At 70.3% G+C, this 24,344-nt stretch carries 25 protein-coding genes; 6 read left to right on the forward strand and 19 right to left on the reverse strand.

Translation table 11 applies throughout. The features are described from left to right. Positions 1-53: 53 nt before the first annotated feature. Entirely contained in the window at positions 54-1,250 is a 1,197-nt protein-coding gene (gene lhgO / locus OHA21_RS22435) for an L-2-hydroxyglutarate oxidase (protein ID WP_328476643.1), read from the reverse strand. Positions 1,251-1,271: 21 nt separating this feature from the next. Next, entirely contained in the window at positions 1,272-2,714 is a 1,443-nt protein-coding gene (locus OHA21_RS22440; protein ID WP_328476645.1) for an aldehyde dehydrogenase family protein, read from the reverse strand. A gap of 165 nt (positions 2,715-2,879) precedes the next feature. Between OHA21_RS22440 and OHA21_RS22445 the strand changes: the two genes are divergently transcribed. Next, positions 2,880-3,161: a putative quinol monooxygenase gene (locus OHA21_RS22445; RefSeq protein ID WP_328476647.1), complete on the forward strand. Its 282-nt coding sequence runs from the start codon at positions 2,880-2,882 to the stop codon at positions 3,159-3,161. Between the two features lie 40 nt (positions 3,162-3,201). Here OHA21_RS22445 and OHA21_RS22450 read toward each other — a convergent pair whose 3' ends face one another. The 12 genes from OHA21_RS22450 to OHA21_RS22505 all read right to left on the reverse strand — a co-directional run bounded on the left by OHA21_RS22450 (position 3,202) and on the right by OHA21_RS22505 (position 13,810). After that, positions 3,202-4,203: a hypothetical protein gene (locus OHA21_RS22450; RefSeq protein ID WP_328476649.1), complete on the reverse strand. Its 1,002-nt coding sequence runs from the start codon at positions 4,201-4,203 to the stop codon at positions 3,202-3,204. Next, entirely contained in the window at positions 4,196-4,642 is a 447-nt protein-coding gene (locus tag OHA21_RS22455) for a GlcG/HbpS family heme-binding protein (RefSeq protein WP_328476651.1), read from the reverse strand. The genes OHA21_RS22450 and OHA21_RS22455 overlap by 8 nt, the downstream gene beginning before the upstream one ends. Next, positions 4,639-5,409 carry an alpha/beta fold hydrolase gene (locus OHA21_RS22460; protein ID WP_328476653.1) on the reverse strand — a complete coding sequence of 257 codons (771 nt, stop codon included), beginning with the start codon at positions 5,407-5,409 and terminating at the stop codon, positions 4,639-4,641. Before OHA21_RS22460 ends, OHA21_RS22455 begins: the two co-directional genes overlap by 4 nt. Further along, the gene (locus OHA21_RS22465) at positions 5,409-5,780 is read right to left on the reverse strand and encodes a VOC family protein (protein WP_328476655.1); all 372 of its coding nucleotides are present in this window, start codon (positions 5,778-5,780) and stop codon (positions 5,409-5,411) included. Before OHA21_RS22465 ends, OHA21_RS22460 begins: the two co-directional genes overlap by 1 nt. Beyond that, entirely contained in the window at positions 5,780-6,550 is a 771-nt protein-coding gene (locus OHA21_RS22470; protein WP_328476657.1) for a fumarylacetoacetate hydrolase family protein, read from the reverse strand. Before OHA21_RS22470 ends, OHA21_RS22465 begins: the two co-directional genes overlap by 1 nt. Continuing rightward, entirely contained in the window at positions 6,550-7,965 is a 1,416-nt protein-coding gene (locus OHA21_RS22475; RefSeq protein ID WP_328476659.1) for an NAD-dependent succinate-semialdehyde dehydrogenase, read from the reverse strand. Before OHA21_RS22475 ends, OHA21_RS22470 begins: the two co-directional genes overlap by 1 nt. Further along, the gene (locus tag OHA21_RS22480) at positions 7,962-8,864 is read right to left on the reverse strand and encodes a VOC family protein (RefSeq protein ID WP_328476661.1); all 903 of its coding nucleotides are present in this window, start codon (positions 8,862-8,864) and stop codon (positions 7,962-7,964) included. The genes OHA21_RS22475 and OHA21_RS22480 overlap by 4 nt, the downstream gene beginning before the upstream one ends. 81 nt (positions 8,865-8,945) lie before the next feature. Continuing rightward, positions 8,946-9,866 carry a LysR family transcriptional regulator gene (locus OHA21_RS22485; protein WP_328476663.1) on the reverse strand — a complete coding sequence of 307 codons (921 nt, stop codon included), beginning with the start codon at positions 9,864-9,866 and terminating at the stop codon, positions 8,946-8,948. Positions 9,867-9,870: 4 nt separating this feature from the next. Then, on the reverse strand, positions 9,871-10,800 hold the full coding sequence (locus OHA21_RS22490; RefSeq protein WP_328476665.1) for a sugar ABC transporter substrate-binding protein: 930 nt from the start codon (positions 10,798-10,800) through the stop codon (positions 9,871-9,873). Between the two features lie 3 nt (positions 10,801-10,803). Then, positions 10,804-11,757 (reverse strand): ABC transporter permease, encoded by a 954-nt coding sequence (locus tag OHA21_RS22495; protein ID WP_328476667.1) that lies wholly within the window; start codon positions 11,755-11,757, stop codon positions 10,804-10,806. Beyond that, positions 11,754-13,241: a sugar ABC transporter ATP-binding protein gene (locus OHA21_RS22500; protein ID WP_328476669.1), complete on the reverse strand. Its 1,488-nt coding sequence runs from the start codon at positions 13,239-13,241 to the stop codon at positions 11,754-11,756. The genes OHA21_RS22495 and OHA21_RS22500 overlap by 4 nt, the downstream gene beginning before the upstream one ends. Further along, on the reverse strand, positions 13,238-13,810 hold the full coding sequence (locus OHA21_RS22505) for a carboxymuconolactone decarboxylase family protein (RefSeq protein WP_328476671.1): 573 nt from the start codon (positions 13,808-13,810) through the stop codon (positions 13,238-13,240). Before OHA21_RS22505 ends, OHA21_RS22500 begins: the two co-directional genes overlap by 4 nt. 127 nt (positions 13,811-13,937) lie before the next feature. Between OHA21_RS22505 and OHA21_RS22510 the strand changes: the two genes are divergently transcribed. Next, positions 13,938-14,348, forward strand: a complete 411-nt coding sequence (locus tag OHA21_RS22510; RefSeq protein WP_328476673.1) for a cupin domain-containing protein — start codon at positions 13,938-13,940, stop codon at positions 14,346-14,348. Between the two features lie 229 nt (positions 14,349-14,577). Here the strand turns inward: OHA21_RS22510 and OHA21_RS22515 are convergent, their stop codons facing one another. Then, positions 14,578-15,903 (reverse strand): PrpF domain-containing protein, encoded by a 1,326-nt coding sequence (locus OHA21_RS22515; RefSeq protein WP_328476675.1) that lies wholly within the window; start codon positions 15,901-15,903, stop codon positions 14,578-14,580. Between the two features lie 361 nt (positions 15,904-16,264). Between OHA21_RS22515 and OHA21_RS22520 the strand changes: the two genes are divergently transcribed. After that, the gene (locus OHA21_RS22520) at positions 16,265-16,945 is read left to right on the forward strand and encodes a GntR family transcriptional regulator (protein WP_328478492.1); all 681 of its coding nucleotides are present in this window, start codon (positions 16,265-16,267) and stop codon (positions 16,943-16,945) included. A 218-nt stretch (positions 16,946-17,163) separates the two neighbouring features. Here OHA21_RS22520 and OHA21_RS22525 read toward each other — a convergent pair whose 3' ends face one another. From OHA21_RS22525 to OHA21_RS22540, 4 genes are read right to left on the reverse strand one after another with little or no spacing between them, the layout of a single operon-like run. Continuing rightward, positions 17,164-18,549 (reverse strand): sensor histidine kinase, encoded by a 1,386-nt coding sequence (locus OHA21_RS22525; protein ID WP_328476677.1) that lies wholly within the window; start codon positions 18,547-18,549, stop codon positions 17,164-17,166. Beyond that, entirely contained in the window at positions 18,546-19,229 is a 684-nt protein-coding gene (locus tag OHA21_RS22530; protein WP_328476679.1) for a response regulator transcription factor, read from the reverse strand. The genes OHA21_RS22525 and OHA21_RS22530 overlap by 4 nt, the downstream gene beginning before the upstream one ends. Before the next feature lie 5 nt (positions 19,230-19,234). After that, positions 19,235-19,645, reverse strand: a complete 411-nt coding sequence (locus OHA21_RS22535; RefSeq protein ID WP_328476681.1) for an FMN-binding protein — start codon at positions 19,643-19,645, stop codon at positions 19,235-19,237. Positions 19,646-19,662: 17 nt separating this feature from the next. Continuing rightward, entirely contained in the window at positions 19,663-20,976 is a 1,314-nt protein-coding gene (locus OHA21_RS22540) for a ferredoxin reductase family protein (RefSeq protein WP_328476683.1), read from the reverse strand. Positions 20,977-21,129: 153 nt separating this feature from the next. Between OHA21_RS22540 and OHA21_RS22545 the strand changes: the two genes are divergently transcribed. From OHA21_RS22545 to OHA21_RS22555, 3 genes are read left to right on the forward strand one after another with little or no spacing between them, the layout of a single operon-like run. Further along, the gene (locus tag OHA21_RS22545) at positions 21,130-21,729 is read left to right on the forward strand and encodes a DUF4956 domain-containing protein (RefSeq protein WP_328476685.1); all 600 of its coding nucleotides are present in this window, start codon (positions 21,130-21,132) and stop codon (positions 21,727-21,729) included. After that, positions 21,726-22,457 (forward strand): polyphosphate polymerase domain-containing protein, encoded by a 732-nt coding sequence (locus tag OHA21_RS22550; protein WP_328476687.1) that lies wholly within the window; start codon positions 21,726-21,728, stop codon positions 22,455-22,457. Before OHA21_RS22545 ends, OHA21_RS22550 begins: the two co-directional genes overlap by 4 nt. A gap of 10 nt (positions 22,458-22,467) precedes the next feature. Next, the gene (locus OHA21_RS22555) at positions 22,468-24,249 is read left to right on the forward strand and encodes a carbohydrate-binding domain-containing protein (protein ID WP_328476689.1); all 1,782 of its coding nucleotides are present in this window, start codon (positions 22,468-22,470) and stop codon (positions 24,247-24,249) included. Positions 24,250-24,344: the final 95 nt, after the last annotated feature.

Here is a 24,344-nt window from a genome sequence, read left to right on the forward strand (position 1 = left end):
TGATTCGCGTCCTTGCGGAGTCCGTGACGCGCAATCGGTTGTTGCGCCGGGCGTCACCTGCTGAAGACGTCGTCCACGACGTATTCGGCGATCGCGAGAGAGGACGTTGCCGCAGGTGAAGGAGCGTTCCGGACGGCCGTGACCGGGCCGAGGCGGTGAATCCGGAAGTCGTCGACGAGGGCGCCGTCGCGGTCCAGCGCCTGGGCGCGCACGCCGGCTCCGGCACGCACGACGTCGGCCGCGCCGATCTCGGGCACGTACTGCATGGCGTCGGCCATGTAGCGGCGGATCGAGAGCGACCCGCGGACCTCCTTCACCCCGGTACGCCAGTGCTGCCGCGCCATCCGCCAGGTGCCCGGCCAGGCGGCGATGCCCGCCAGATCACGTACCGAGATGTCGCTGCGCTTGTAGCCCTCGCGGGCCAGGCCGAGCACCGCGTTCGGGCCGACCTCGACGACCCCGGTGACCCGGCGGGTGAAATGCACGCCGAGGAACGGGTAACGCGGGTCGGGGACCGGGTAGATCATGCCGCGGACCAGGTCCGCCTTCTCCGGTCTGACGCGCATGTACTCGCCGCGGAACGGGATGATCCGCGGCGCCGGGGCGTCCCCGGCCAGGCGCGACACCTGGTCGGTGTGGATGCCGGCGCAGACGATCACCTGATCGACGGTCACGGTCTGCTCGCCCGACTCGACCCGGATCGACCCGCCGTCCTTCTTGATCGTCGTGACCGGGAAGTTCGTGCGTACCTCTCCCCCGGCGGCCTTGATATCAGCCGCGAAGGCCCTGGCCACGCCGGGAAAATCGGTGATCGCGGTCTCCGGCGAATGCAGGGCCGCGAGGCCGGCGGCATGCGGCTCGATCTCGCGGATCCCGGCCGGATCGACCCGGAGCAGACCGGGTACGCCGTTCTCCCGCGCCCGTTTCTCCAGGTTGTCCAGGCGCCCCAGCTCGTCCGGGCGCACCGCGACGACGAGTTTGCCGCACTCGTCGTACGCGATCCCCCGCTCCGCGCAGTACTCGCGCAGCAGCAGCCGCCCGCGGGTGCACAGCTCAGCCTTCAGGCTGCCCGGCGTGTAGTAGATGCCGGCGTGCACGACGCCCGAGTTGTGACCGGTCTGGTGCAGCGCCACCTCGGGTTCCTTCTCCAGGACCACGACGCGGGTGCCCGGCCGCCGAAGGGAGATCTCCCGGCCGATCGCCAGGCCGACGATGCCGGCCCCGACGATCCCGATGGTCTCGTCCGCCATCTGCGTGTTCCTCCTAGCGCCTCACCCACCGAAGTGGATGGCGAATGTCTTGACCTTGGTATAGAACCGCAGCGCCTCCGCGCCCTGCTCCTTGAAGGGCGAGCCGGATTCGCGGAAGCCACCGAACGGCATGTGCACATCCCAGCCGGAAGTCGTGGTGTTGACCGCGATCTGTCCACAATCGGCCTCGGCGAGGAACCGGTGCGCCGCCGCGAGACTGTCCGTGAAGACCGCCGCGGCCAGGCCGTACCGGGTGTCGTTGACCGCGGCGACCGCCTCGTCGAAACCGTCGACCGGCCGGACCACCAGGACCGGCCCGAAGACCTCCGCGCGCCACACGTCCATGTCCGGGGTGACGCCGGTGAGGATCGCCGGCGTCACGAAGCAACCGGCGCCGGGCAGTTCCTCCCCGCCGAGTTCGACACGGGCGCCCTGCTTGACCGCCGTCGCGATGTCACGCAACACGCTGTCCCGGTGCGACGCGCTGACCAGCGGGCCGACCTGGGTGCCCTCGGCCCGGCCGGACCCGACCCGCAGCGCCGCGACCTTGGCGCGCAGCAGGGTCAGGAACTCGTCGTGGACGGTCCGGTCGACCAGCACCCGGCTGGTCGCGGTGCAGCGCTGCCCGGCCTGGCCGAACGACGCGGCGACCACCGCGGTGGCGGCCTTCTCCAGGTCGGCGTCGGCGAGCACCACCGAGGCGTTCTTGCCGCCCAGCTCGGACTGGAACCGCACGCCGCGGGCGGCCAGCCGGACCCGCAGGGCCTCGCCGACGTCGTTGCCGCCGGTGAAGCTGACCGCGGCGATCCGCGGGTCGTCGAGCAGCGCGTCGGAGATCTCTGCGGTCCGCCCGGTCACCACGTTGATCGCACCGGCCGGTACGCCCGCGTCGTGCAGGGCCCGGGCCAGGTGCAACGCCGACGTCGGGGTCTCGGTGGCCGGTTTGAGCACCACGGCGTTGCCGGCGGCGAGGGCCGGCGCCAGCTTGCGGGCCGGGGTGATCAGCGGGTCGTTCCAGGGGGCGATCGCGAGGACCACGCCGAGCGGCTCACGCTGGAATCCGGTGCGGGTGCCGGGACGGGCATCGTGGATCAGCGAGCCGTACTCCTGGCGGCCGACCGCCGAGTAGTACTCGAAGAAGTCCGCGGCCTTCTCGGCCTCGACCCGGGCCTCGGCGAGGGTCTTGCCGTTCTCGGTGACGATCGCCGCGGCGATCTCGGCGTTGCGGACCCGGAGCAGCACCGCGGCCTTCGCGAGGATCTTCGACCGCTCGATCGCGCCGAGCGCGCGCCAGGCGAGGAAACCGGCCCGGGCCGCCTCGTAGATGCCGGTCACCTGGGCGGCGGTGAGGGCCGGCACCCGGACGAACGGCGCCCGGACATCGGTGGGGTCGTAGACGTCGACCCAGCTGCCGGCGCCCACCCAGCGTCCGCCTGCGAGGGTCTCCATGGTGCGAACGGACATCACTGCTCCTCAACAGAAAGGGATGCAGCGAATGCTAGGAACCGGGAAATGCGCGCACCATGCGTTGCGGAGGAAGCATTGCTTGCGCCCGGCGCACCGATTTCCCCTGGTGGAGGTTCCGGTTTCACTGGTGGAATTCCCGGAACCCAACCGAGGAGCCAAACCGTGGCCTATGCCGTCATCGCCCACTACCGGTGTGCGCCGGAAGACGCCGAGCTCGTCCGCGACACGCTGCTGACAATGCGCGAACACACCCATAGCGAGCCGGGAAATCTCGAATATGTGGTGCATGCCGAGGACGCGACGTCGTTCGTCCTCTACGAGGTCTACACCGACCGGTCCGCGTTCGACGCGCACGCGAACAGCACGCACTTCGCCGAGTACATCATCGGCACGGTCCGGCCTCGCCTGCTGGAACGCCGGGTCACCTTCGCCGAAGTGCTGTGAAAGAAAGGGCCGGCCGCCCGGCCGGCCCTTTTCTCCCGGGTCAGAGCTCGTTGCCCCAGCACATCCGGGCGAACGTCTCCACGTGGGTGAGCTTGCGCCACTGGTCCTCGACGCCGATCGCGTTGCGGCCGGCCACGTCGGAGAACCCGGCGCTCGGGCTGATCGCGACGTCCTCGAGGTCGCGGATCGAGCCCACCACGTCCAGCCGGGTCATCACCGTGTCGACGTCCTCCAGTTCGGGGGTCGACGGTGACACGATGCCCAGGCAGACGTCCCGTTCGGCGGGCACGACCCGCAGCAGCTCGGTCTCGGCCGGGGCGCCGGTGTCGTAGGGCAGGATCCAGCGGTCCACCGGCACCGACGCGAAGAGCCGCTCGGCGGCCGCCACGTCCACGTCACCGGTGGCGCTGGTGGCCGGGCAGAGCCCGATCCGCACGTTGAACGGCTTGTCCGCGACACTCACCGCGATCGAGTCGACCGCGATGGCGTCCTCGAAGCTCAGCGCGCCGTAGCTCGCGCCGGACAGGTGCTCCGCGTACCCGTGGTTGTTCAGCTGGATCAGGCGGACCCCGCGGGCGATGATCGCCTCGATTTCGTCACGCACGAGCTGGGCGAGGGCCTCACCCAGCTCGCGGGCGCTCGCCCACGGGCCGCCCGGCTGATAGGTCTGCGCGGCCAGGTAGGCCGGCGAGGGCAGCGTCGCCTTCGCCGGGATCTGGGTCAGGGCCGCGACCGCGGCAACATCTTCCGAAACCAATGATCGGTACGCCTTGAGCTCCCCCTCGGCGACCCACCGCTCGTCCTCGGCCCGCCGGAACCCGTGCACCGCGTCGAAGACGGCGCTGCGCAGGTCGGCCCGCCGGAACTCGCCGTCGGTGACCACGGTGAGGCTGAGTTTGCGCTGCTTGCGGACCGCCTCGGCGATCGCCGCGTCCTCGATCTCCCGCAGGTCCGGACTGTTCGCGGCGCGCGCGGCCAGCAGCTCCGGCGGCCGGACCAGGCTGCCGTGGTGGTCGATGCGGAACTTGAAGGTGTCAGCCACGTTTCTTCCCCCACGCCGCGAAGACGAGCTCGTAGCCGAGCTCTTTCAGCACCTCTTCACACGCCTGCTGGTCCTCGGCGGGGGTGCCGCCGGAGACGCCCAGGCCGCCGAGGATCTCGCCGTCCCGCTTGATCGTCACGCCGCCCTCGGTGGCCACGATCGGGTGCGCGGCCATCTCGGAGAGCTGGGCGAAGAAGCCCGGGTTGCTCTGCGCCCAGTCGTACAGCATGTTGGTGGGCCGCTCCATGATCGCGGCGCTGTAGGCCTTGGCGATCGCGATGCTCGGGGTCAGCGCGCGGGCGCCGTCCGACCGCTTCACCGAGATCAGGTGGCCGCCGGCGTCGACGATCGCGACGCTCAGCGCCTTGCCCAGGGCTTCGCCGCGCTGCAGCGTGCCGGCCAGGATCTGCTCGGCCTCGGCGAGGGTCAGCTTCGTCATGAGAGGGCCTCCCGGATCTTCGCGACCGCGGCGTTGTAGAGGTCGGGCGATTCCCAGTACATCGAGTGCGGCGCGCCCTCCACAACCTCCAGGTGCGAGCCCTTCACCAGCTCGTGCGCGCGGCGCATGGTGGCCACGCTCAGCACGGCGTCGGTCTCGCCGGCCAGGAACCAGATCTGTACGCCCGACGCGACGATGTCCTCGATGGACGGACCGTTGACGGACAGGTTCCGCAGGTCGGCCATCTTCGCGACGTTGAAGGTGCCCATCTGCTGGAACAGGAACGTCTTCGCCGGCTCCTCGGTCTGGAACCGCCTGCTCAGCAGCCGGTCGAGCACGGGCAGTTTGACCGCCTCGGCCCGGTCGGCGGCGACCAGCTCGGACAGCTCCGGGTGGTCGAGTCCGCCGAGGGAGTGGCCGAGCGCGACTCCGCGTACCCGATCCGGGGTTGTGATCGCGGCCTTGAGGGCCGCGACCGCGCCGATCGACTGGCCCACGAGCAGCACGTCGCGCAGATCCTCCGCCTCCAGGACCGCGATCAGGTCGCCGGGGAAGTCCTGCCCGTCGAACTCGGGCATCGAGGAGTCCGACTTGCCGAAGCCGCGCAGGTCGACGGTGACCACGGTGTAGCGGTCGCGCAGCGCGGCGACCTGCTGCCACCAGGCGGCGTGGTGCCCGCCCGAGCCGTGCACGAACAGGATCGCCGGCCCGTCACCGTGCCGCTCGTAGTAGATCTTCGCTCCGTCCGGAGCAGTGGTGAATGGCATCAGGCCGGCCGCTTTCCGTGGTAGACGAGCTCGATCATGGTGTGGTCGGGGTCGTGGATGTAGCAGAACTTGGACTGGTTCTCCGGGCGCTCGACCGGCCGGGTGTGCCGGATGCCGAGCTCCTTGAGGTGCGCCAGGAACGCGTCCCAGTCCTCCACCTCGATCGCGAAGTGGTACGGCGCCATCCGGTCCATCTCCTCGACCGGGGTGAAGTGCAGGTCGAAGTTGCCCCGGGTCATCAGGACCACCTTGGTGTTGCTCTTCGGCGTGATCGCCTTGAGCCCGAACACCTTCGAGTACCACTCCTTGGTGCGCTCCGGATCAGTGGTCGGGAAGTTGACGTGATGGATGTACTTGGGCGCATTGCTCATCAGGGGTGCCTTTCTGCCAGGACGGGGTTGGAGAGCGTGCCGATCCCGCTGATCTCGATGTCCACGGTGGAACCGGGCTCGAGCTGGACGGTGCTGTCGGCGCCCATCCAGAGCACGTCGCCGGGGTGCAGGGTGATGTACTTGCTGGTCTCGACGATGTAGTCGTACGGGTCGAAGATCATGTCGCCGGTGGGGAACCGCGCGCGGACGCCACCGTCGACACGGACGGTGGTGGTCTGCGTCATCGGGTCGGCGCCGGTCTCGATCCACGGGCCCATCGGCTTGAAGGTGTCGCTGTTCTTGCTGCGCCAGAACGTGCGGTCGGCGTGCTGCCACTCACGGGCGCTGACGTCGTTGCCGATCGTCCAGCCGAAGATCGACTCCTGCGCCTCGCTCCGGGTGGCGTTCCTCAGGACCCGCCCGATGACGGCGACCACCTCGCCCTCGGCCTCGAACCGCCCGGTCACGTCGGCCGGCCTGATGATCGGCGCGCGGTGACCGGTCAGCGCGTTGTTGGCGCGGTAACCGACCTCGGGCCGCTCCGGCGCCTTCTTGCCGTAGTGCTCGACGTGGCTGCGGTAGTTGAACCCGACCGCGTAGAAGACGCCGGGGATCACCGGGGGCAGGAACGTCAGGTTCTCCAGCGGCAGGCGGTCACCGGTCCGCTTCACCGCGCCGCGGATCGGGTCGCCGGTCAGGACGTGGGCGATCCCGTCGGCGATCTCGGCGTGCGCCGGGCGGCCACCGGCCTCGATGCGTGCGTAGCGCATCAGTCGACCAGCAGGTGCGAGACGCGCTTGGTGACCAGGTACGCCTCGAGGCCCTCGGGTCCGCCCTCGCGGCCGTAGCCGGACTGCTTGACCCCGCCGGACGGCGCCTCGTGGACCGACCCACCACAGTGGTTGATCGAGAGGATGCCTGCCTCGAAGCCGTTGATCAGCTTCTCGGCGGTCTTCGACGACCTGGTGAACCCGTAGGCCGCCAGGCCATAGGGCAGCTCGTTGGCGGTCTTCAGCGCTTCGTCGAGGTCGTCGAAGGCGACGATCGGCGCGATCGGGCCGAACGGTTCCTCCCGCATCACCCGCGCATCCCCCGGCACGTCGGTCAGGACCGTCGGCGCGAAGAAGAAGCCGGGCCGGTCGAGTCGTTCGCCGCCGGTCTGGATCTTCGCGCCTCGGCTCACCGCATCGGCGACGAACTCCTCCATGGCTTTGAGCCGCCTTGCGTTCGCCAGCGGGCCCATGGCCACGCCCTCGTCGAGGCCGTTCCCGACTTTGATTCTCGCGGTCGCGGCCAGAAATTCCTCAACAAATCCGGCATATACCTTTTGGTGCACCAGGAACCGGCTGGGCGACGTGCAGACCTGGCCGGCGTTGGCGAACTTGGCGGCGACAGCCTTGCGAGCGGCCTGCACCGGGTCGGCGTCCGCACAGACGATCACCGGGGCGTGCCCGCCCAGCTCCATCAGCGACGGCTTCATCGCGGCGCCGGCCTGCGACGCCAGGAGCTTGCCGACCGGGATCGAGCCGGTGAAGGCGACGAGCCGGATCTCCGGTGCGGCGATCAGATGCTTCGACACCTCAGCCGGATCGCCGAAGACCAGGTTGAGCGCGCCGGCCGGCAACCCGGCCTCGGCGAAGCACTTGACGATCTCGATGGCGGTGCCGGGGGTCTCCTCGGAGGCCTTGATGACGATCGAGCAGCCGGCGCTCAACGCTCCCGCGAGTTTGCGCATCGGGGAGCCGGCCGGGAAGTTCCACGGGGTGAACGCGGCGACCGGGCCGATCGGCTCGTGCCGCACGCTGAGCACGGTGTCGCCGGCGGAGGGGATGATCCGGCCGTACGCCCGGCGCGCGTCCTCGGCGTCCCAGCGCAACGCGCCGGCCACCCGCAGCACCTCGCCCTTGGCTTCGCTTCTCGGTTTGCCCTGTTCGCGGGTCATCACGGTCGCGACATGATCAGCCCGCGCAGCCAGCAGGTCGGCGGCCTTGAGCAGGATCCGGGTGCGGTCGGCGATCGGGGTGTTCCGCCAGGCCCGGCCGCCCCGGACCGCGGCCGCGATCGCCCGGTCGAGGTCGGCCGTGCTCGCGAGCGAGATCTCGCCGGTGACCTCCTCGGTGGCCGGGTCGATCACCGGCGCGGTGTTCCCCGTCGTGATCCATTCGCCATCGATGAAAAGCGTCATGAGCTGCTCTCCCGGTTGGTGCGCAGGGTCCAGATGTGATGCGGCGGCGTGGTCTCGTGCACCCGGGTGCCGTAGGAGTCGTCGATCCGGTCCATGTCGGCGGCCAGCTCGACCCGGCCGCCGCACGGGGCGTGCACGAACCGGAAGACGTTCGAGCCGACCGTGTGCCGGCCGAGTCTGCGGGCCTCCTGCCAGCCCTTCTCGATCATGTGGTTGCCGCCCTCGATCACGTCGTCGAAGCCGTTCACCTCGTACGAGACGTGGTTGACGCCGGCCTTGTCGGGACGGTGGCAGAGCAGGAAGTTGTGCTGGTCGGCGTCGCCCTCGACGCGCATGAACACACCCATCGGCTTGACCACGTCGGTCGGGATGAACTCCAGCCGCTCGGTGTAGAAGGCGACTGCCTCCTCGCGGCCCGCCTTCGGGATGTTCAGCGCCACGTGGCACATCCGGATCGGGCGGACCTGCCCGACCGTTTCGAGGGCGGCGTTGACCCGGTTCACGTACCCGGATTTGTTCGCCGCGCGCGGCGCGTCGTGCTCGCCGTCGAAGGCGCGGGCCAGGGTCAGGCCGACGCCGAAGCCGGTCAGGTCGACGGTGTGCAGGACGCCGTCCGGGGTCTCCCGGTCGGCGCCGGCCTGCTTCGCCAGCCGCTCCAGCTCGGCGCGGGTGTCGACGCCCCAGACGATCTCGCGCAGCGTCGGGCCGTTCTCCACCGGAGCCGGCAGGTCGGGACGCTCGGTGGCATCCAGGTGCAGGGTCTGCTTGATGCGCGTCTCGAAGACCGCCCGGGTCTCGTCGCGGGAGACGAGCGTCAGGCCGAAGTCCTCGAAGAATCGTACGTTGGTGTCGAGATCATCGACGGTGTACGTCACCGACTCGATGCGCTGGATTCCCACCGTCGGCTACCTTTCTGCCAGGTGTCGAAATCGATCCTAGGAGCCTTTTCGCCGGGTCCACCCCCGCGATTTCGCAAGCCTTTATTGCGCGTCGCGTTCGAATACCGGGAGCGGATTCTCGGCGAACCACTTCGTCAGGTAACCGAGGAAGACCTCGACCTTGCGGGGCACCTGCGGGGCCGGGCCGTAGATCGCGTACAGGGACCGGCTGGGCACCGGCAGCTCCGGCAGCAGCACCCGCAGGTTGCCGGCCACCAGGTCGTCGTACGCCGACCGGCTCGGCAGCAGCGCGATGCCGCGGCCGTGCACCGCCGCCTTGTGCAGGGCGACGTACGAGTTCGACTGGAACGCGATGTTCCGGATCTTGTGCAGGGTGCTGGCGTGCCCGTGCCCGATCCGCCAGACCGGGTCGTTCACGTGCACCAGGCAGTCGTGGTCGGCGAGGTCGTTGGGGTCGGTGAGCAGGCCGTGCTTGGCGACGTACCGGTCCGACGCGCAGAGCACGAACGGCAGCGAGGCGATCCGCTTGAGCCGGACGCTGGAGTCCCGCAGGTCCCGGGTGTGGAACGCGACGTCGAAGCCGCTGTCCAGGAAGTCGTAGGTGCGGTCGGACATGCCGCCCAGCTCGTACCGAACAGCGATCTTGGGGTGTGCCACGGAGAACTCGGCGATCGCGTCACCGAGGTCCAGCCCGCCGATCCACTTGGGACAGATGATGGAGAGCGGGCCCTCGGGCCGGTCGTGCGCCTCCGCGATGCGGGCGTCCTCCTGGTCGATCTCGTCCAGGATCCGCTGGGCGAACTCGCTGTACCGCAGGCCCGGCTCGGTCAGGCTGACCGAGCGGGCGGTGCGGTTGACCAGGTGCACGCCGAGCTGTTTCTCCAGATCGGCGACGTGCCGGGAGATCAGAGATCCCGAGGTCCCGAGTTGTTTGGCCGCCCCGCTGAAACTGCCGACCTTCGCGACCGTGACGAAACTGCGCATGACCAGAATGCGATCCACTTTGTCAGCCCTCCAGACAGTACTTCGGCGCGTCCGTGAGGTTCTCCTTGGTGATCAACTTGATCGGGGTGTTCGCGATTTTCTCGCTCGTGCCCTTGTTGAGCAGGGCGAGCGTGTTCTTGACGGCGAGCTGACCGGTCACCGTCGCCGAGTTGGCGACCGTGGCGGCGAACCGGCCGTCCTGCACGGCGGCGAGCCCTTCGTCCGTACCGTTGGTGGTGACGATCTTGACCTTCTTGCCGGCCGCCTCGAATGCCTGGAGCGCGCCGAACGCCATCTCCTCGTTCGCCACGAAGGCGTACGCGATGTTCGGGTGCGCCTGGATCATGTTCTCGGCGACGTCCTGCGCCTTGGTCCGGTTGAACATGCCCGGCTGGTTCGCGACCACCGTGGCGGTGGCCGGCAGGGCGCTCTCGAAGCCCTTCACCATCAGGTCGGACGCGGCGCCCGGGGCGCCGGCGATGATGCCCACCTCGACCGGGGTGTCCCCGGCGTCCTCGGCGATGAAGCCGGCGTCGAGCGCGCCGACCTTCTCCAGGTCCACCACGACCGCGCCGAGGATCTCCGAGGTGTCCTGGGTGATCACCGAGGTCAGGAAGATCGGGATGTCGGCGTTCTTCGCCTTGGTGATGTCGTTCTTCAGCGCGTCGACGTTCACCGTCTGCACGATCAGCGCGTCGACGTTGCGCGAGATCATGTCCTCGATGTTGTTCAGCTCGGTGGCCGGGTCCTGCTTCGAGTTGGCGGTGATCAGCTTGGCGCCCGCGGTCTTCGCCTCCGAGTCGACCGCCCGCTGCAGGCAGGTGTGGAACTCGGTGTTGGCGCCGTTGACGAATCCGAGGGTGACCGTGTCGCCGCCGGCACCGGCTTCGTCACTGCACGCTGCGGTCGCTAGCACACAGAGCGCTGCGACCGCTGCTGCTCGAAATTTCATCTCTTATCGCTTTCTCGAGTTGTGCAGAAGGTTCGCGATGGCGGCGACCAGCAGCACCGCGCCGACAGCTATCTGCTGGTAGTACGAGGAGATCTGCAGCAGGTTGAGGACGTTGGCAACGACGCCGAGCAGCAGCACGCCGAGGATGGTCCCGACGATCGATCCGCGACCACCGGCCAGCGATGTGCCGCCGATGACCACGGCGGCAACCGCGGTCAGCTGCAACTGCAGACCGCCGGTGCCGGGGCTGCTGGCCGCCAGCCGGGAGAGCAGCATGATGCCGGCCAGGCCGGACAGGGCGCCGGCGAGGCCGTACAGGAGAAGCTTGTCGCGGACCACGTTGATGCCGCTGAGCCGGGCCACTTCCTCGTTGCCGCCGATCGCGAAAGCGTCGCGGCCGAACGCGGTGTAACGCATGACGAACGCGGTGACCGCCAGCACCAGCGCCGCCACGAAGATCAGGTTGGGCAGGCCGAACGTTGTGCCGTTGCCGAGCGTGGACAGGTGGTCGCCGATCGAGATGCTCATCCCGTTGATGACCAGCAGCGCCACCCCGTCGAGGAGGGTCGCGGTGGCCAGCGTCGCGACGAACGGCGCCACGTTGGTGAAGGTCACCACGATGCCGTTGACGAGGCCGATCGCGATGGACAGGCCGATCGACGCGGCGAGGGTCAGCGCGGTCGAGTAGCCGTGCGAGAGCATCTGCGCTGCCACCGCGGTGGTGACGGCGACGTTGCCGCCCATCGAGAAGTCCATCCCGCCGGCGATCATCAGCAGGGTGAGGCCGGCCGCGATCACGGCCACCACGCTCACCTGGCGCATTACGTTGAGCAGGTTGTTCGTGTTGAGGAACGCGTCAGCCCGCACGCTGGCGAACACGACGATCCCGGCCAGCACCAGCAGGAGGCCGGCGTGCGGAACCGACAGCTTTCTGGGGAGCGCCAGTTGATAGGTCACAGTGTTCCTCCCAGCGTGGCCGCGATCAGTTCGTCGCGGGTGATGCGGTCGACCTCGTGCTCGGCGATCCGCCGGCCGTCCCGGACCACCACGACCCGGTCGGCCAGGCGCATCACCTCCTCGGCGGACGAGGAGGCCAGCAGGACGGCGACGCCCCGGCCGGTCAGCTCGTCGACGAGGCTGTGGATCTCGGCCATCGCGGCCACGTCCACACCGTTGGTCGGGTCCTCGAGCAGCACCGCCGAGGGCGTGGTGCCGAGCCACTTGGCCAGCAGCACCTTCTGCTGGTTGCCGCCGGAAAGCTGCTCCACCGGCGGGTTCTCGGCCAGCGAGACCACCCGGTAGCCGGCCCGCAACGGCGCCGCCCGCTTGGTGAGCAGTCGCCAGTTGTGCATCCGGCGGCGGTCCAGCCGGTCCTGCGCGAGAAGGATGTTCTCGTCGACGGTCAGGCCGGGGATCAGCCCGAGCCGGCGGCGGTCGCCGGTCACGCATCGCAGACCACTGGCCAGCGAGTGCCGTATCTTTCCGCTTCGCAGCGGACGGCCGGTGATCTCGACGCTGCCGCTCTGGGCCCGGCGGCGGCCGGAGAGCAGGTCGAACAGGCGCGACTGGGCGTCGCCGGCCGGGCCCAGCACGGCCACGACCTCGCCGCGGTGCACGTCGATGTCGAAGCCCTGCAGGAACCGGCCGTCGTGGAGCCCGCGAATGCTGATCCCGACCTCCGGTGAGCGCTCGGCGCGTACCGGGCGCTGCGACACCACGTCCCGGCCGACCATGTCGCGGACCAGACCCGCCTCGTCGGTGTCCTTCGCCGGGCCCGCCCAGGTCACCTCGCCGTCGCGCAGCACGGTGATCCGGTCGGCGAGATGCAGGACCTCGGAGATGTGATGCGAGATGAAGATGATCGCGACGCCGCTGTCGCGGAGCCGGACGACCAGGTCGCGGATCTGCGCGGCGGCCTCCGGGCCGAGGCAGGCGGTCGGCTCGTCCAGGATCAGCACCCGGCCGCCGCGGCGTACCTCGCGGGCCACCTCGACCATGGTCTGCTCGGCCACGGTCAGGTCGCCGGCGATCGCGTCCGCGTCGATCGCGATGCCGAGGTCGGTCAGCGCCCGCTGCGCGGTGTCGCGTACCGACTTCCAGCGCACCACGGCGCCGCTGGTCGGCAGGTCGCCGAGCATGATGTTCTCGGCGACGGTCAGGCTCATCACCAGCTCCCGGCGCTGCGGGACGGTGGAGATGCCGACCTTGCGGGCCTGCCGCGGGGTGAGGTGGTCCTGCTTCTGGCCACCCACCTCCAGCTCACCGGTGTCCGGGGTCAGGGCGCCGGACAGGATCTGTACGAGCGTCGACTTCCCGGCGCCGTTCATGCCCATCAGCGCGTGCACCTCGCCGGGCCGGAAGTCCACCGACACGTCCTTGAGCGCCGCCGCACCGCCGAAGCTCTTGGTGACACCCTTGACCCGGACTATCGGCGCCGTCATCCGGCGGCCCGGGCGTACCCACGGATATCAGGAAAAGGCGGTTCCCGATCGGCCTGCAGGTCCACCTCGAAGGCGTTCAGGCACATCGCCAGCATGCTGAAGTTGCCGAGCGAACCCACCGCGTCGACCAGGCCCTGGGCTCCGAAGTGCTCCTTCGCCTCGGCGAACGTCTCCGCGGACACGAAATGGTCCTCCAGCAGCTCGGTGCAGAACCGGTAGAAGACCTGGTCCTCGGCGTACGCGAACGCCGGCTCGCGCTTCTCGGCGATCGCCCGCACCGCCTCGGCCGGGATGCCCTCGGCGACCGCCTTCTCCCAGTGCGCGTTCCAGGAGTACTGGGCGTCGAAGTGCCGGGCCGCGATCAGCAGCGACAGCTCACGCAGGCGCAACGGCAGGCTGGACTCGAAGCGCAGGAACGCGCCCAGCGACTCGACCCGGTCGCACAGCTCCGGACTGTTCAGCCACACCCGGAACGGTCCGCGGACCGCGCCCCGGCGACCGGCGATGCGCTCGGCCACCTCCCGCTGGCGCGGAGTCATGTCATCCGGGTTGATCACGGGAAGTCTCATCGACGACTGGCCCCTCTAGCTGGTGATGTTTCGCAGGAACGTAACAACGGGGAAATCGCCCTCACAGGTCGCCGAACGCAAGGTAAGGCTGCGCCTGACGTGCGCCCGGCAGTCCTACGCTCGGGCCATGACCGTGATCATCAAGTCGTCGCAGGTTCCCGTTCTCGACCGCGGCGGGGCCATCGTCACCACGCCGCTGATCACCACGTCCGCGGCCGGCGGCGAGAACCGGATCACCAGCGGCATCAGCGTCTACCCGGTCGGCACCGGGGCGCCCATGCACTCGCACAACTGCGACGAGCACGTGACGATCCTCGACGGCGAGGCCGAGGTGCTCGTCGAGGGGACGGTGACGCGGCTCAGCCGGTACGACACCACGTACATCCCGTCGCCGATCCCCCATCTGTTCCGCAATGTGGGTGACCAGCCGCTGCGGATCCTGTGGGTCTACACGTCGGGTCACGTGACCCGGACGTTCACCGAGACCGGCGTGACCGTGGAGCACCTGTCCCCGCAGGACCAGATGGGCCGGGACTGAGCGTCCGCGCAGTTTCGAAGCCAACATCCCGGACCTTTCCGCGCCTCGTCACGCAGCCGCCGGGGGACGAGGCATGCTTGTGTGACGGGCGTAACGGGCACGCTACGAATCGTCCCCAATGATGTCAACAAAATCACTTCTCAGGCTTCGTTCAGCTTTCCGGAAGCGACGCTAAACGCCCTGCCACCTGCGGTGACGGGGCGTTTTCGATTGTCACCAATATTGGCAGCTAAACGCGGACGTGGACCTCGCCCTCGAGCAGAAGCCGGGCCGTGCTGACAACCGCCGAACGGCTCACCGTGATCACCGCTCCGGCGACGTCAGTCTCGACCACCACGTCAGCGAATCCAGACGGATGTTCAAGCCGGAACTCCCTGCGGCCGCCCGACGCCGCCTCGCCACCCGCCGCCACGCTCGCACTCAAGCCGCCCGCCGCAGCCAGTCCGGCTCTCAAGCCGGCCGCCGCTCTCACGCCAGCCGCCGCCCTCAAGCCGGCCGCCGCCCTCAAGCCGGCCGCCGCTCTCACGCCAGCCGCCGCTCTCACGCCAGCCGCCGCCAGGCCCGCTGCCATGCCGGCCGCCGCCAGGCCCGCTCTCGAGTCGGCCGGCACCGCCAGGTCGGCCGCGATCGTGCCGGGCAGGGCAGCCGCGGCGCCGACGGTGACAGCGGCGAGCGCCTCGATTCCGGGGTGCACGCGGTGCGGGACGAACATCCGGGTGCACAGGCTGCCGCCCTCAGCGCCCGGGGCCAGCAGGCAGACCTGCGGGTCGATCGCCGCCCGAACGTCACCCAGGCCCATCCGCTCCCCGGCAGCCATCCGCAGCGCCTCGACCCGGCGGCGCAGCCGCTCGTCGTATTCCAGGCGCGTCGGTGACTCATAGCCGCTCACCCCGAGCGACGACGCGGCGGCCAGCACCAGCGGCGTCCCGTTGTCGATCAGGGTGGCCGCCACCTCACCCAGGTCATCAACCGCCCGCCCACTCGGCAACAGCACCCTCGCCTCCCGCCCAGCCGGCGGCAACGCCCCGGCCTTCCGGCCGGCCGGCAACAGCGCCCCGGCTTCCCGGAACTCGACCTCGATGCGGGCCGCCCTCCCCGGCACTCCGCTGATCGCGGTCTCCCCCGAGTACTCCGGCCGCCCGCCTTTCACCGGGACATGCACGATCACGAGCGCGCCGCCAACGGCCATCCGGACACGCACCGGAGTCGTCGCGCCGGACGCGGCCACCAGACCGCGCTCGATCGCGAATGGGCCGACCCCGGCCAGGATGTCGGCGCACAGCAGCCCGGCGCTGACCCGTGGCTCATCGACCCGCACCTGCAGCAGGAGACAGTCGACATCCACGGCCGGATCGGCTGACCGGCTCACCACGGCGACCCTGCTGGTTCGCAGATCGCCACCCCCGATGCCGTCGATCTGCCGCGGGTCCGGTGAGCCCATGATCGACAACAGGACGTCGTCCCGGTCCTGCGGGGAGGCGGGCAGGTCCGCGCTCAGGAAGTACGCGCCCTTCGAGGCGCCGCCCCGCATGATCACGACCGGAATCCGCGTCATCGCCCGCTCCTGATTGTCGACAATCATGTCTGGAAAGCCGCCGGGACGAACAATAAGCCTGTCGGAACCCAGGATCAATTGTTGACAATGTTGTGGGTGCAAGGCAGGCTTCGGGTGGGTAAGTCCGTTCTGAGCTGGGCGAACGGGCTGCCGGCGACGGGCCGGCAGCACGAGCCGGCAGCACGAGCCGGCAGCACGAGCGGCAGCACGAGCCGGCAGCCGGGCAGGGCCGGCAACAACGGGCAGGCAGAACGGGCCGGCAACAACCAGCCGGGAGTGAACGGCCGGGAGCAACGGGCCAAGAGCAACAGACCAGAAGCAACGGGCCAGGAGCCACAGGCCTGAGGAGCAACGGGTGCAGATGCCTTCTGACCGCCAGACCAAACGCCGGCCGGCGCGCGCCATCAACACCGCGGCGCAGGTCCGGAACGCGCTGCGCGACGCCATCCTCAAAGGTGTGTACCTGCCGGGCGAACGCCTGGTAGAAGCTCAACTCTGCGCCCGCCTCGAAGCCAGCCGCTTCAACGTCCGCGCCGCGCTGCAGGACCTCGCCGCCGAAGGCCTGATCGAGACCCAGCGCAACCGCGGCGCCCAGGTTCGCAAGGTGTCGATGGCCGAAGCCGTCGAGATCACCGAGGTGCGGATGGTCGTCGAGGGTCTGATCGCCGCCCGCGCCGCCGAACGCGTCACCGACGACCAGGCCACCGAACTCGACGAGATCGGCATACTGATGCGCCGCGCGGTCGAAGCCGGCGAGCACCGCCGCTACAGCGACCTCAACCAGCGGCTGCACGCCCTGGTCCGGCGGATCGCCGAACACCGCACCGCCGACCGCATCGTGGAGACCCTGCGCGGCCAGCTGGTCCGCCACCAGTACATGCTCTCGCTGGTCCCCGGCCGCCCCCAGAAGTCACTGCCCCAGCACGAACGCATCATCGCCGCGATCCGGGACCGCGACCCGAAGGCCGCGGAGACCGCGATGCGCGACCACATCGCCAGCGTCATAGAGACCTTGCGCGGCCTGGACTACCTGGCCACCTGAAAACCCATTCCTTGTACGCACGACACCGGTCCCCGCTCACCCGGGGCGACCTTCGCACGCCACCGGGCCCCAGCGCCGCCGCCGGGCTCACCCAGTGGTCCGGCCGGCTGGGTGACAGCTGGGCCACCGCATCAGCCCGGCGGCGGCGCATCGGCCTGGGGACGCGCTGAGGTCGCCCCGGGTGAGCGGGGACGGGGTGGGTGGGGTCGGGGGCGGCGTCACGCGTACCGGAAAGGTAGTCGCACTGTGATCAGCGTGCCGTGTGGCTGGTGGGGGCCGACGCTGACCGTGCCCCCGTGCTGGGCCGCGGTCTGCGCGACGATGGCGAGGCCGAGGCCGGAGCCGGGCATGGAACGTGCGGCCGGGGCGCGGTAGAAGCGGTCGAAGATGTACGGCAGGTCCTCCCCGGCGATGCCGGGGCCGGTGTCGGCGACGGTGAGCGCGCCCGCGGTCAGCCGGGTCGTGACGGTGCCGCCGGGTGGGCTCCACTTGGCCGCGTTGTCGAGGACGTTGACGACCATGCGTTCGAGTTCGCCGGGCCGGCCCATGACCGTGACCGGCGTGAGCAGCGTGTCGAACTGCAGGCCGGGCGCCCGGATCCGGACCCGGTTGATCGCGGCTGTCACCACGTCGGCGAAGTCGACCTGTTCGATCGTCTCGCGGCTGCCCTCCTCGCGGGACAGTTCGACCAGTTCGGTGGTCAGGGTGGCCAGCTCGCGCACCTGGGCGTCGAGGTCGTCGAGGAGTTTGAGGCGTTCCGAGGGTGGCAGGCGGTGGGCGAGTTCGGGCCGCTGTTCCACCGCGAGCAGCAACTCGACGTTGGTGCGGATGCTGGTCAGCGGCGTACGCAACTCGTGCCCCGCGTCCTCGACCAGGGCCCGCTGCGCCCGCCGGGAGGCGTCGATGGCGGCGAGCATGGCGTTCACCGAGCGGCCCAGCCGGGCGATCTCGTCGTCGCCGGACACCTCGATCGGCCGGGTCAGGTCCATGGTCACCGCCACGTCCTCGACCGCGCCGGTCAGCCGGTCGACGGGGGCCAGGCCGGCGCGCGAGACGGTACGCCCGAGCAGCGCAGCCCCGCCGATCCCGGCCGCGCAGCCGACAGCCAGCAGGATCGCGAACAGGGCGAGCACGCGCCGGTCGGGGTCCCGGTCGACGGCGACCTGTACGGCTCCCCCGCCCTCGATCGGCACGGTGAGCATCAGGTAGTCGCCAGGCCCGATAGTGACCTGTTCCTGCAGCTCCCGGTGCCCGCCCGCGGCGATTTTCCGGGCCACGTCGGTGACCGGCAGCGGGGTGGCCGTCCCGCCGACCACCGACCCGGCGGCGTCCAGAAGTTGCCAGCACGGTCCGAGTTCCCGCCCGGCGCCGGCCGGCCGGTACTCGTAGCGGGCGCCCTCGGCGGCCAGCCACTGCTGCGGGTCGGCGGCGATGGTCCGGGCGTCGGCCATCAGCTCGGCCGACACCTTGCTCTTCTGGATCTCGCGCACGCTGAGGAACGCGCCCACCGAGACCACCAGCACGGCCGCCGCGACCGCCCCGGTGACCAGCAACGACAGCCGGGCGTGCAGGGTGCGGGACCGCCACCAGGCGGCCGGGCTCACAGCGGCTCCTCGCGCAGCACGAAACCGACCCCGCGGACGGTGTGCAGCAGCCGCGTCTCACCCTCGGCCTCCAGCTTGCGCCGCAGGTAGCCAAGGTAGACGTGCAGGCTGTTCGACTGCTCGCCGAAGTCGTAGCCCCAGACCTGCTCGAACAGCAGCGCCCGGGAGAGCACCTGCCGCGGGTGGCGCAGGAACGCCTCGAGAATGGCGAATTCGGTACGGGTCAGCCGCAGCGACCGCTCGCCCCGCCACACCTCGCGGGTGTCCGGGTCGAGGCGTACGTCGGCGAAGGTGAGCAGGTCAGCGGCCGGCGCGGCCAGTGCCGCCCGCCGCAGCAGCGCCCGGACCCGGGCCAGCAGCTCCTGCAGGGCGAACGGTTTGACCAGGTAGTCGTCGGCGCCGGCGTCCAGGCCGGCGACCCGGTCGCCGACGCTGTCGCGGGCGGTCAGCATCAGCACCGGCAGCACCACCCCGTCGGCGCGCAACTGCCGGCAGGCGGTCAGGCCGTCCATCCGCGGCATGCTGACGTCCAGGATCAGCGCGTCCGGTTCGCCGGTGCGCACCGCGTCCAGGGCCTGCTGCCCGTCACCGGCGGTGTGCACCTGATATCCCTCGAACCGCAGGGTACGGGCGAGCGAGTCGCGTACCGCCGCGTCGTCCTCCACCACCAGGATCCGCATGTGATCTAGCCTGCCAGGCCCGCCTGGTCGAGCGCGGACTGCAGTGACTCCTGGTAGCCACCGCTGGTGTAGGTCGCGCCGGAGACGGAGTCGATGTCGGCGCTCTGCGCGGCCAGGGTGGCCTCGACCAGCGCCGGCAGCGTCCGTGCGCTGATCTCGTCGTGCCGGGCGCTGCCGGACGGGTGCACCGGCACGCTGACCGCGGTGATCTTCCCGTCGGCGACCGTGATGACGACCTGGACGTCGCCCTCCTGGGTCTGCACGGTGTCGCCGGTGTAGGTGGCGCCGGATCCGGCGTCCACCGGCGCGCTCGCTACGACTTCAGAGGTGAGCGAGGCGCCGGTGCTGGTGCGGTAGCTGAACAGCAGCACCAGCGCGGCGACGGTGGAGAGCAGCCAAAGAACGATTCGTCGCATTTTTCCGAGACTCCCGATCACCAGGCGAACAGTTCGGTGTGGATCCGGTCCGGGCGCGCGCCCGCCTCGATGGCCGCGGCACGGGCGGCGACAGCCCACTCCTCCGGGCCGCAGATGTAGACGTGCGCCCCCGCGACCACCGGCAGGTCGGTCACCGGATGCTCACGCCGGCTGCCCACCAGCGGCACCACCCGCACGCCGCGCCGGGTGGCGAACCACTCCAGCTCGTCGCGGAACGCCAGGTCGGCCTCGGTCCGCACCCGATGGACCAGGGTCGCCTCGCCGTCGCGGTACGGCAGCTCGCCCAGCAGCGACAGCAGCGGGGTGATCCCGATGCCGCAGGCCAGCATCACGACCGGGCCGCCGTCGTAGTGTTCGCCGGTCAGCTTCCCGTACGGGCCCTCGACCAGAACCCGGGTGCCGGGCTTCAGGGCGGCGACCCGGGCGCTGCCGTCGCCCTGGTTCTTCACGGTGATCCGCAGCATGTCCGCACCCGGGGTGGCCGACAGCGAGAACGGGTGCGACCGGGTCCAGCCCGGCCCGTCGAGGAAGCGCCAGTGGAAGAACTGCCCGGCCCGCGCCGGCAGATCGCCGAGCCGCTGCCCGGTCAGGTACACCGAGGTCAGGCCCGGGCCTTCCGGCACGACCCGGCTCACCACCAGGCGGTGCCGCCGGTTGCGCCAGGCCGGCAACCCGATCCGGTACGCGAGGACAGCACCCGCCGCGCCCAGGTACAGCGTCCACCAGTAGGCGCGGGCCCAGGCGTTGCCGGTGAACTCGGAACCGGTCCAGATCTGGTGCGGCAGGGCGAGACCGACGCCGAGGTAGGCGTACAGGTGGAGCAGGTGCCAGGACTCGTAGCGCAGCCTGCGGCGGGCCGCCCGGATCGAGGTCACCACGACCATCAGCAGCGACACCGTGCCCGCCGCGGCCAGAAGCATGCCGGGGTACGTCCGGACCAGGTCCCACAGCTGCACGAGGAAACTGGTGTTCCCGGCCGCGTAGCCCAGCGTGATCGTCACGATGTGCGCCACCATCAGCCAGAACGAGCTGAACCCGGTCCACCGGTGCCAGCGGGCCAGCCGGTCCTGACCGAACGCCCGCTCGACGACCGGGATCCGGGCCATCAGCAGCACCTGGAGCAGCAGCAGGTCGGAGGCCCACAGGCCGGTGAGCCGGCCGATCCCGGTGAGGTCGGTGAGGCTGCCCCCGTTGCGTGCCCAGAGCGCGGTGACGATGACAAGGCTGAGCCCGGCAGCGGCTGCTCCCCACCAGCGCCGGTTCCGATGCTGCGTGGTGGGTGCGGGTGTGCGCACGGCGGTGACGGTCATGGTGCCCACCGTCTCCAGCCCACCTAAGAGCCGGTCAGGACGACCGTAAATGTTCGCTAAGAAACGGGCTCCGCAAAGCCGCTTCACAGGAGGTGAACAGGAAGCGACCCCTCAATGGGAACAGCTGATGAACTCCCGCTGAAGGACAGACTCTTGGACACCTTGCTCGCCGTAGCCGCGGACCTGACCGCGATCGCCCTGCTGACATTCGGCGTCTACTTCCCCCGGCACCGCCGCCGCGACCTGGTCGCCGCGTTCCTCGGGGTGAACATCGGCGTCCTCGCGGTGGCGATCGTGCTGGGCTCCACCACCGTCGGGGCCGGGCTGGGCCTCGGCCTGTTCGGCGTCCTCTCGATCATCCGGCTCCGGTCGGACGAGATTGCCCAGCACGAGATCGCCTACTACTTCGCCGCCCTCGCACTGGGCCTGATCGCCGGGCTCGGCGGCACCCCGGACCTGCTGTCCGGCGGCCTGATGCTGCTGGTGGTGGCGGCTCTCTACGTCGGTGACCATCCGTCGCTGTTCCGCCGCTACCGCAATCAGCAGTTGCGGCTGGATGTGGCGTACACCGACGAGGACGCGCTGCGTACCCACCTGGAGACGCTGCTCGGCGGCCAGGTGATGGGCCTGGTGGTCAAGCAGGTCGACCTGGTCAACGACAGCACCCTGGTCGACGTCCGCTACGTCGCGGCGCCGGCCGGCCGGGTGCGGCGTGAGCCGAGCCCGCAGGTGCAGCGGGTGAACGCCGGATGAGCGCACGGACCTTCGCGCCGATCGCGCTGGACGACCTGGTCGGCGAGGCGGCGCTGCTGACCCGGCTGGACCGCAAGTACCTGATCCCGGCCACCGAGCTGCCCGGCGTGCTCGACCTGATGCCGGCCGGCGTGCGGATGCTGGAGATCGAGGGACGGCGCGGTTTCGCGTACCGGTCGGTCTATTTCGACACCGCCGGCCTGGACGCCTACCTCGCGGCGGCCCACCGCCGCCGGCGCCGCTTCAAGGTCCGGATCCGCACCTACCTGGACAGCGGCCTGGAGTTTCTCGAGATCAAGACCCGCGGTTCCCGCGGACTGACGATCAAAGAGCGGATTGCGTACGCCGGAAACGGCACCGACCTCGGCGCGGAGTGCCAGGACGTGCTCGCCGGCGCCGGCATCCCGGCCGACGCGCACGAGTTCCGCCCGGTGCTCGCCACCCACTACCGCCGCAGCACGCTGTACGTCCCGTCCACCGGCAGCCGGGTCACCGTCGACACCGATCTCGCCTGGATGCTGCCGGACGGCTCGACCGTACGGATGCCGCACTCGGTGATCGTGGAGACCAAGACCGCCCGGGCCGCCTCCGACGTCGACCGGCTGCTCTGGTCGCTCGGTCACCGCCCCTGCTCGATCTCTAAGTACGCCACCGGCCTCGCCGCCCTGCGCCCCGACCTGCCCGCCAACCGGTGGCACCCCGTGCTGCGCCGCCACTTCACCCGCTGAGGAACCCACCATGAGAATTCGTAAGAAGGTCGTCGCCGCCGTGCTCGCCGTCTCGCTTCTGGCCGGCTGCGGGAGCGGCTCGTCGGACCAGACCACCGCCGCCACCGCCGCGACGACTGCGGTGAGCGCCTCGGCCGTGGACGGCACACAGAGCGCCGCTGCGGTGCTGGCCGCCAACAAGACCGCGCACACCGCGGCCACCGTCGACACCTCCGCCGCCGCCGAGATCACCCTCGCCGGCGACTCCGCCTCGTCGTCCGCGGACGGCGTGACGATCGACGGCTCGACCGTGACGATCAGTGCGGCCGGCACCTACCGGATCAGCGGCACCCTCACCGACGGCCAGATCGTCGTCAACGCGCCGGACGCCACCGTCACGCTGATCCTCGACGGGGTCGACATCACCAGCTCGACCACCGCCGCGATCGCCGCCACCGAAGCCGGTGAGCTGGTGGTGCAGCTCGCCGACGGGAGCACCAACAGGCTGGCTGACACCTCGTCGTACGCCGAGGACGCCGACGTGAACGCCGCCCTGTTCAGCGCCGGCGATCTGACCGTCACCGGCGACGGCTCGCTGACCGTGACCGGAAACGGCAACGACGGCATCGCCAGCAAGGACGGCACGCTCATCCAGTCCGGCACGATCACGGTGTCCGCGAAGGACGACGGGATCCGCGGCAAGGACTACGTGGTGGTCAACGGCGGCACGATCACCGTCACGGCAGGCGGCGACGGCGTGAAGGCCGACAACGAGGAGGACGCCGACTCCGGCTACGTGTCGGTGGCCGGCGGCACGCTGACCATCGAGGCCGAGGGCGACGGGGTCGACGCGGTCACCGACATCGTCACCACCGGCGGAACGATCACGGTCACCGCCGGCGGCGGGCACAGCGTCCAGCCGAGCGACGACACCAGCGCCAAGGGCCTCAAGTCCGGCGTGATCACCGTGCTGGAGGGCGGCGCCGCGTCGGTGGACGCCTCCGACGACGCGGTGCACAGCGACGGCGCGATCCACTTCGCCGGCGCGGAGGTCACCGTGGCCAGCGGCGACGACGGGGTGCACGCGGAGGGACAACAGATCGTCGACGGCGGCAGCGTCGAGGTGACCGCGGCGGTCGAGGGACTGGAAGCAGCCGACTTCGTGCTCAACGACGGCACCGTGACCGTCACCTCCAGCGACGACGGCATCAACGGCGCCGGCGGAACGTCCACCGCTGAGACCGGCCAGCGCGGCGGCCCGGGCGGCGGTGGGAGCGAGGTCGGCGACTTCTCCGTCACCGTCAACGGCGGAACTCTGGTCATCAACTCGGAGGGCGACGGCCTGGACTCCAACGGCACCGCGACGATCACCGGCGGCACCGTGGTGGTCAACGGCCCGCAGCAGGGCGGCAACGGCGCGCTCGACGTGAACGGCTCCTTCACGATCAGCGGCGGTGTGCTGCTGGCGTCCGGCAGCTCCGGCATGGTGGTCGCGCCGGGCACCGACTCGCCGCAGGGCTGGCTCTCCGTCACCCTGGACGGCACCGTGGCGGCCGACACCACCCTGCAGATCGTGAACGCCGACGGGGACGTGGTGGCCACCTACGTGACCAGCAAGAGCATGCAGAACATCGTCTACTCGTCGTCGGCGATCACGTCCGGCGAGCAGTACACCGTCTACTCCGGCGGCTCGGCCGGCGGCGCGAGCACCGGTGGGCTGGCCGCCGAGGGCTCCCTCGGGTCGGCCACGAAGGTCGCCACGGTCACTGCGGGTGAGGCCCCGGCGGGCGGCGGTGGCCGCGGCCCGCGCTGATCATGCCCGGCCAGCAGCCCCCGGCGACGCGCCGGGGGCTGTTCGTCGATCGGGTACGTGACTGTTCCGGTTCAGGCATGGGTAAGCTGACCAGG

The sequence above is a fragment of the Actinoplanes sp. NBC_00393 genome (assembly GCF_036053395.1).
Taxonomy (GTDB): domain Bacteria; phylum Actinomycetota; class Actinomycetes; order Mycobacteriales; family Micromonosporaceae; genus Actinoplanes.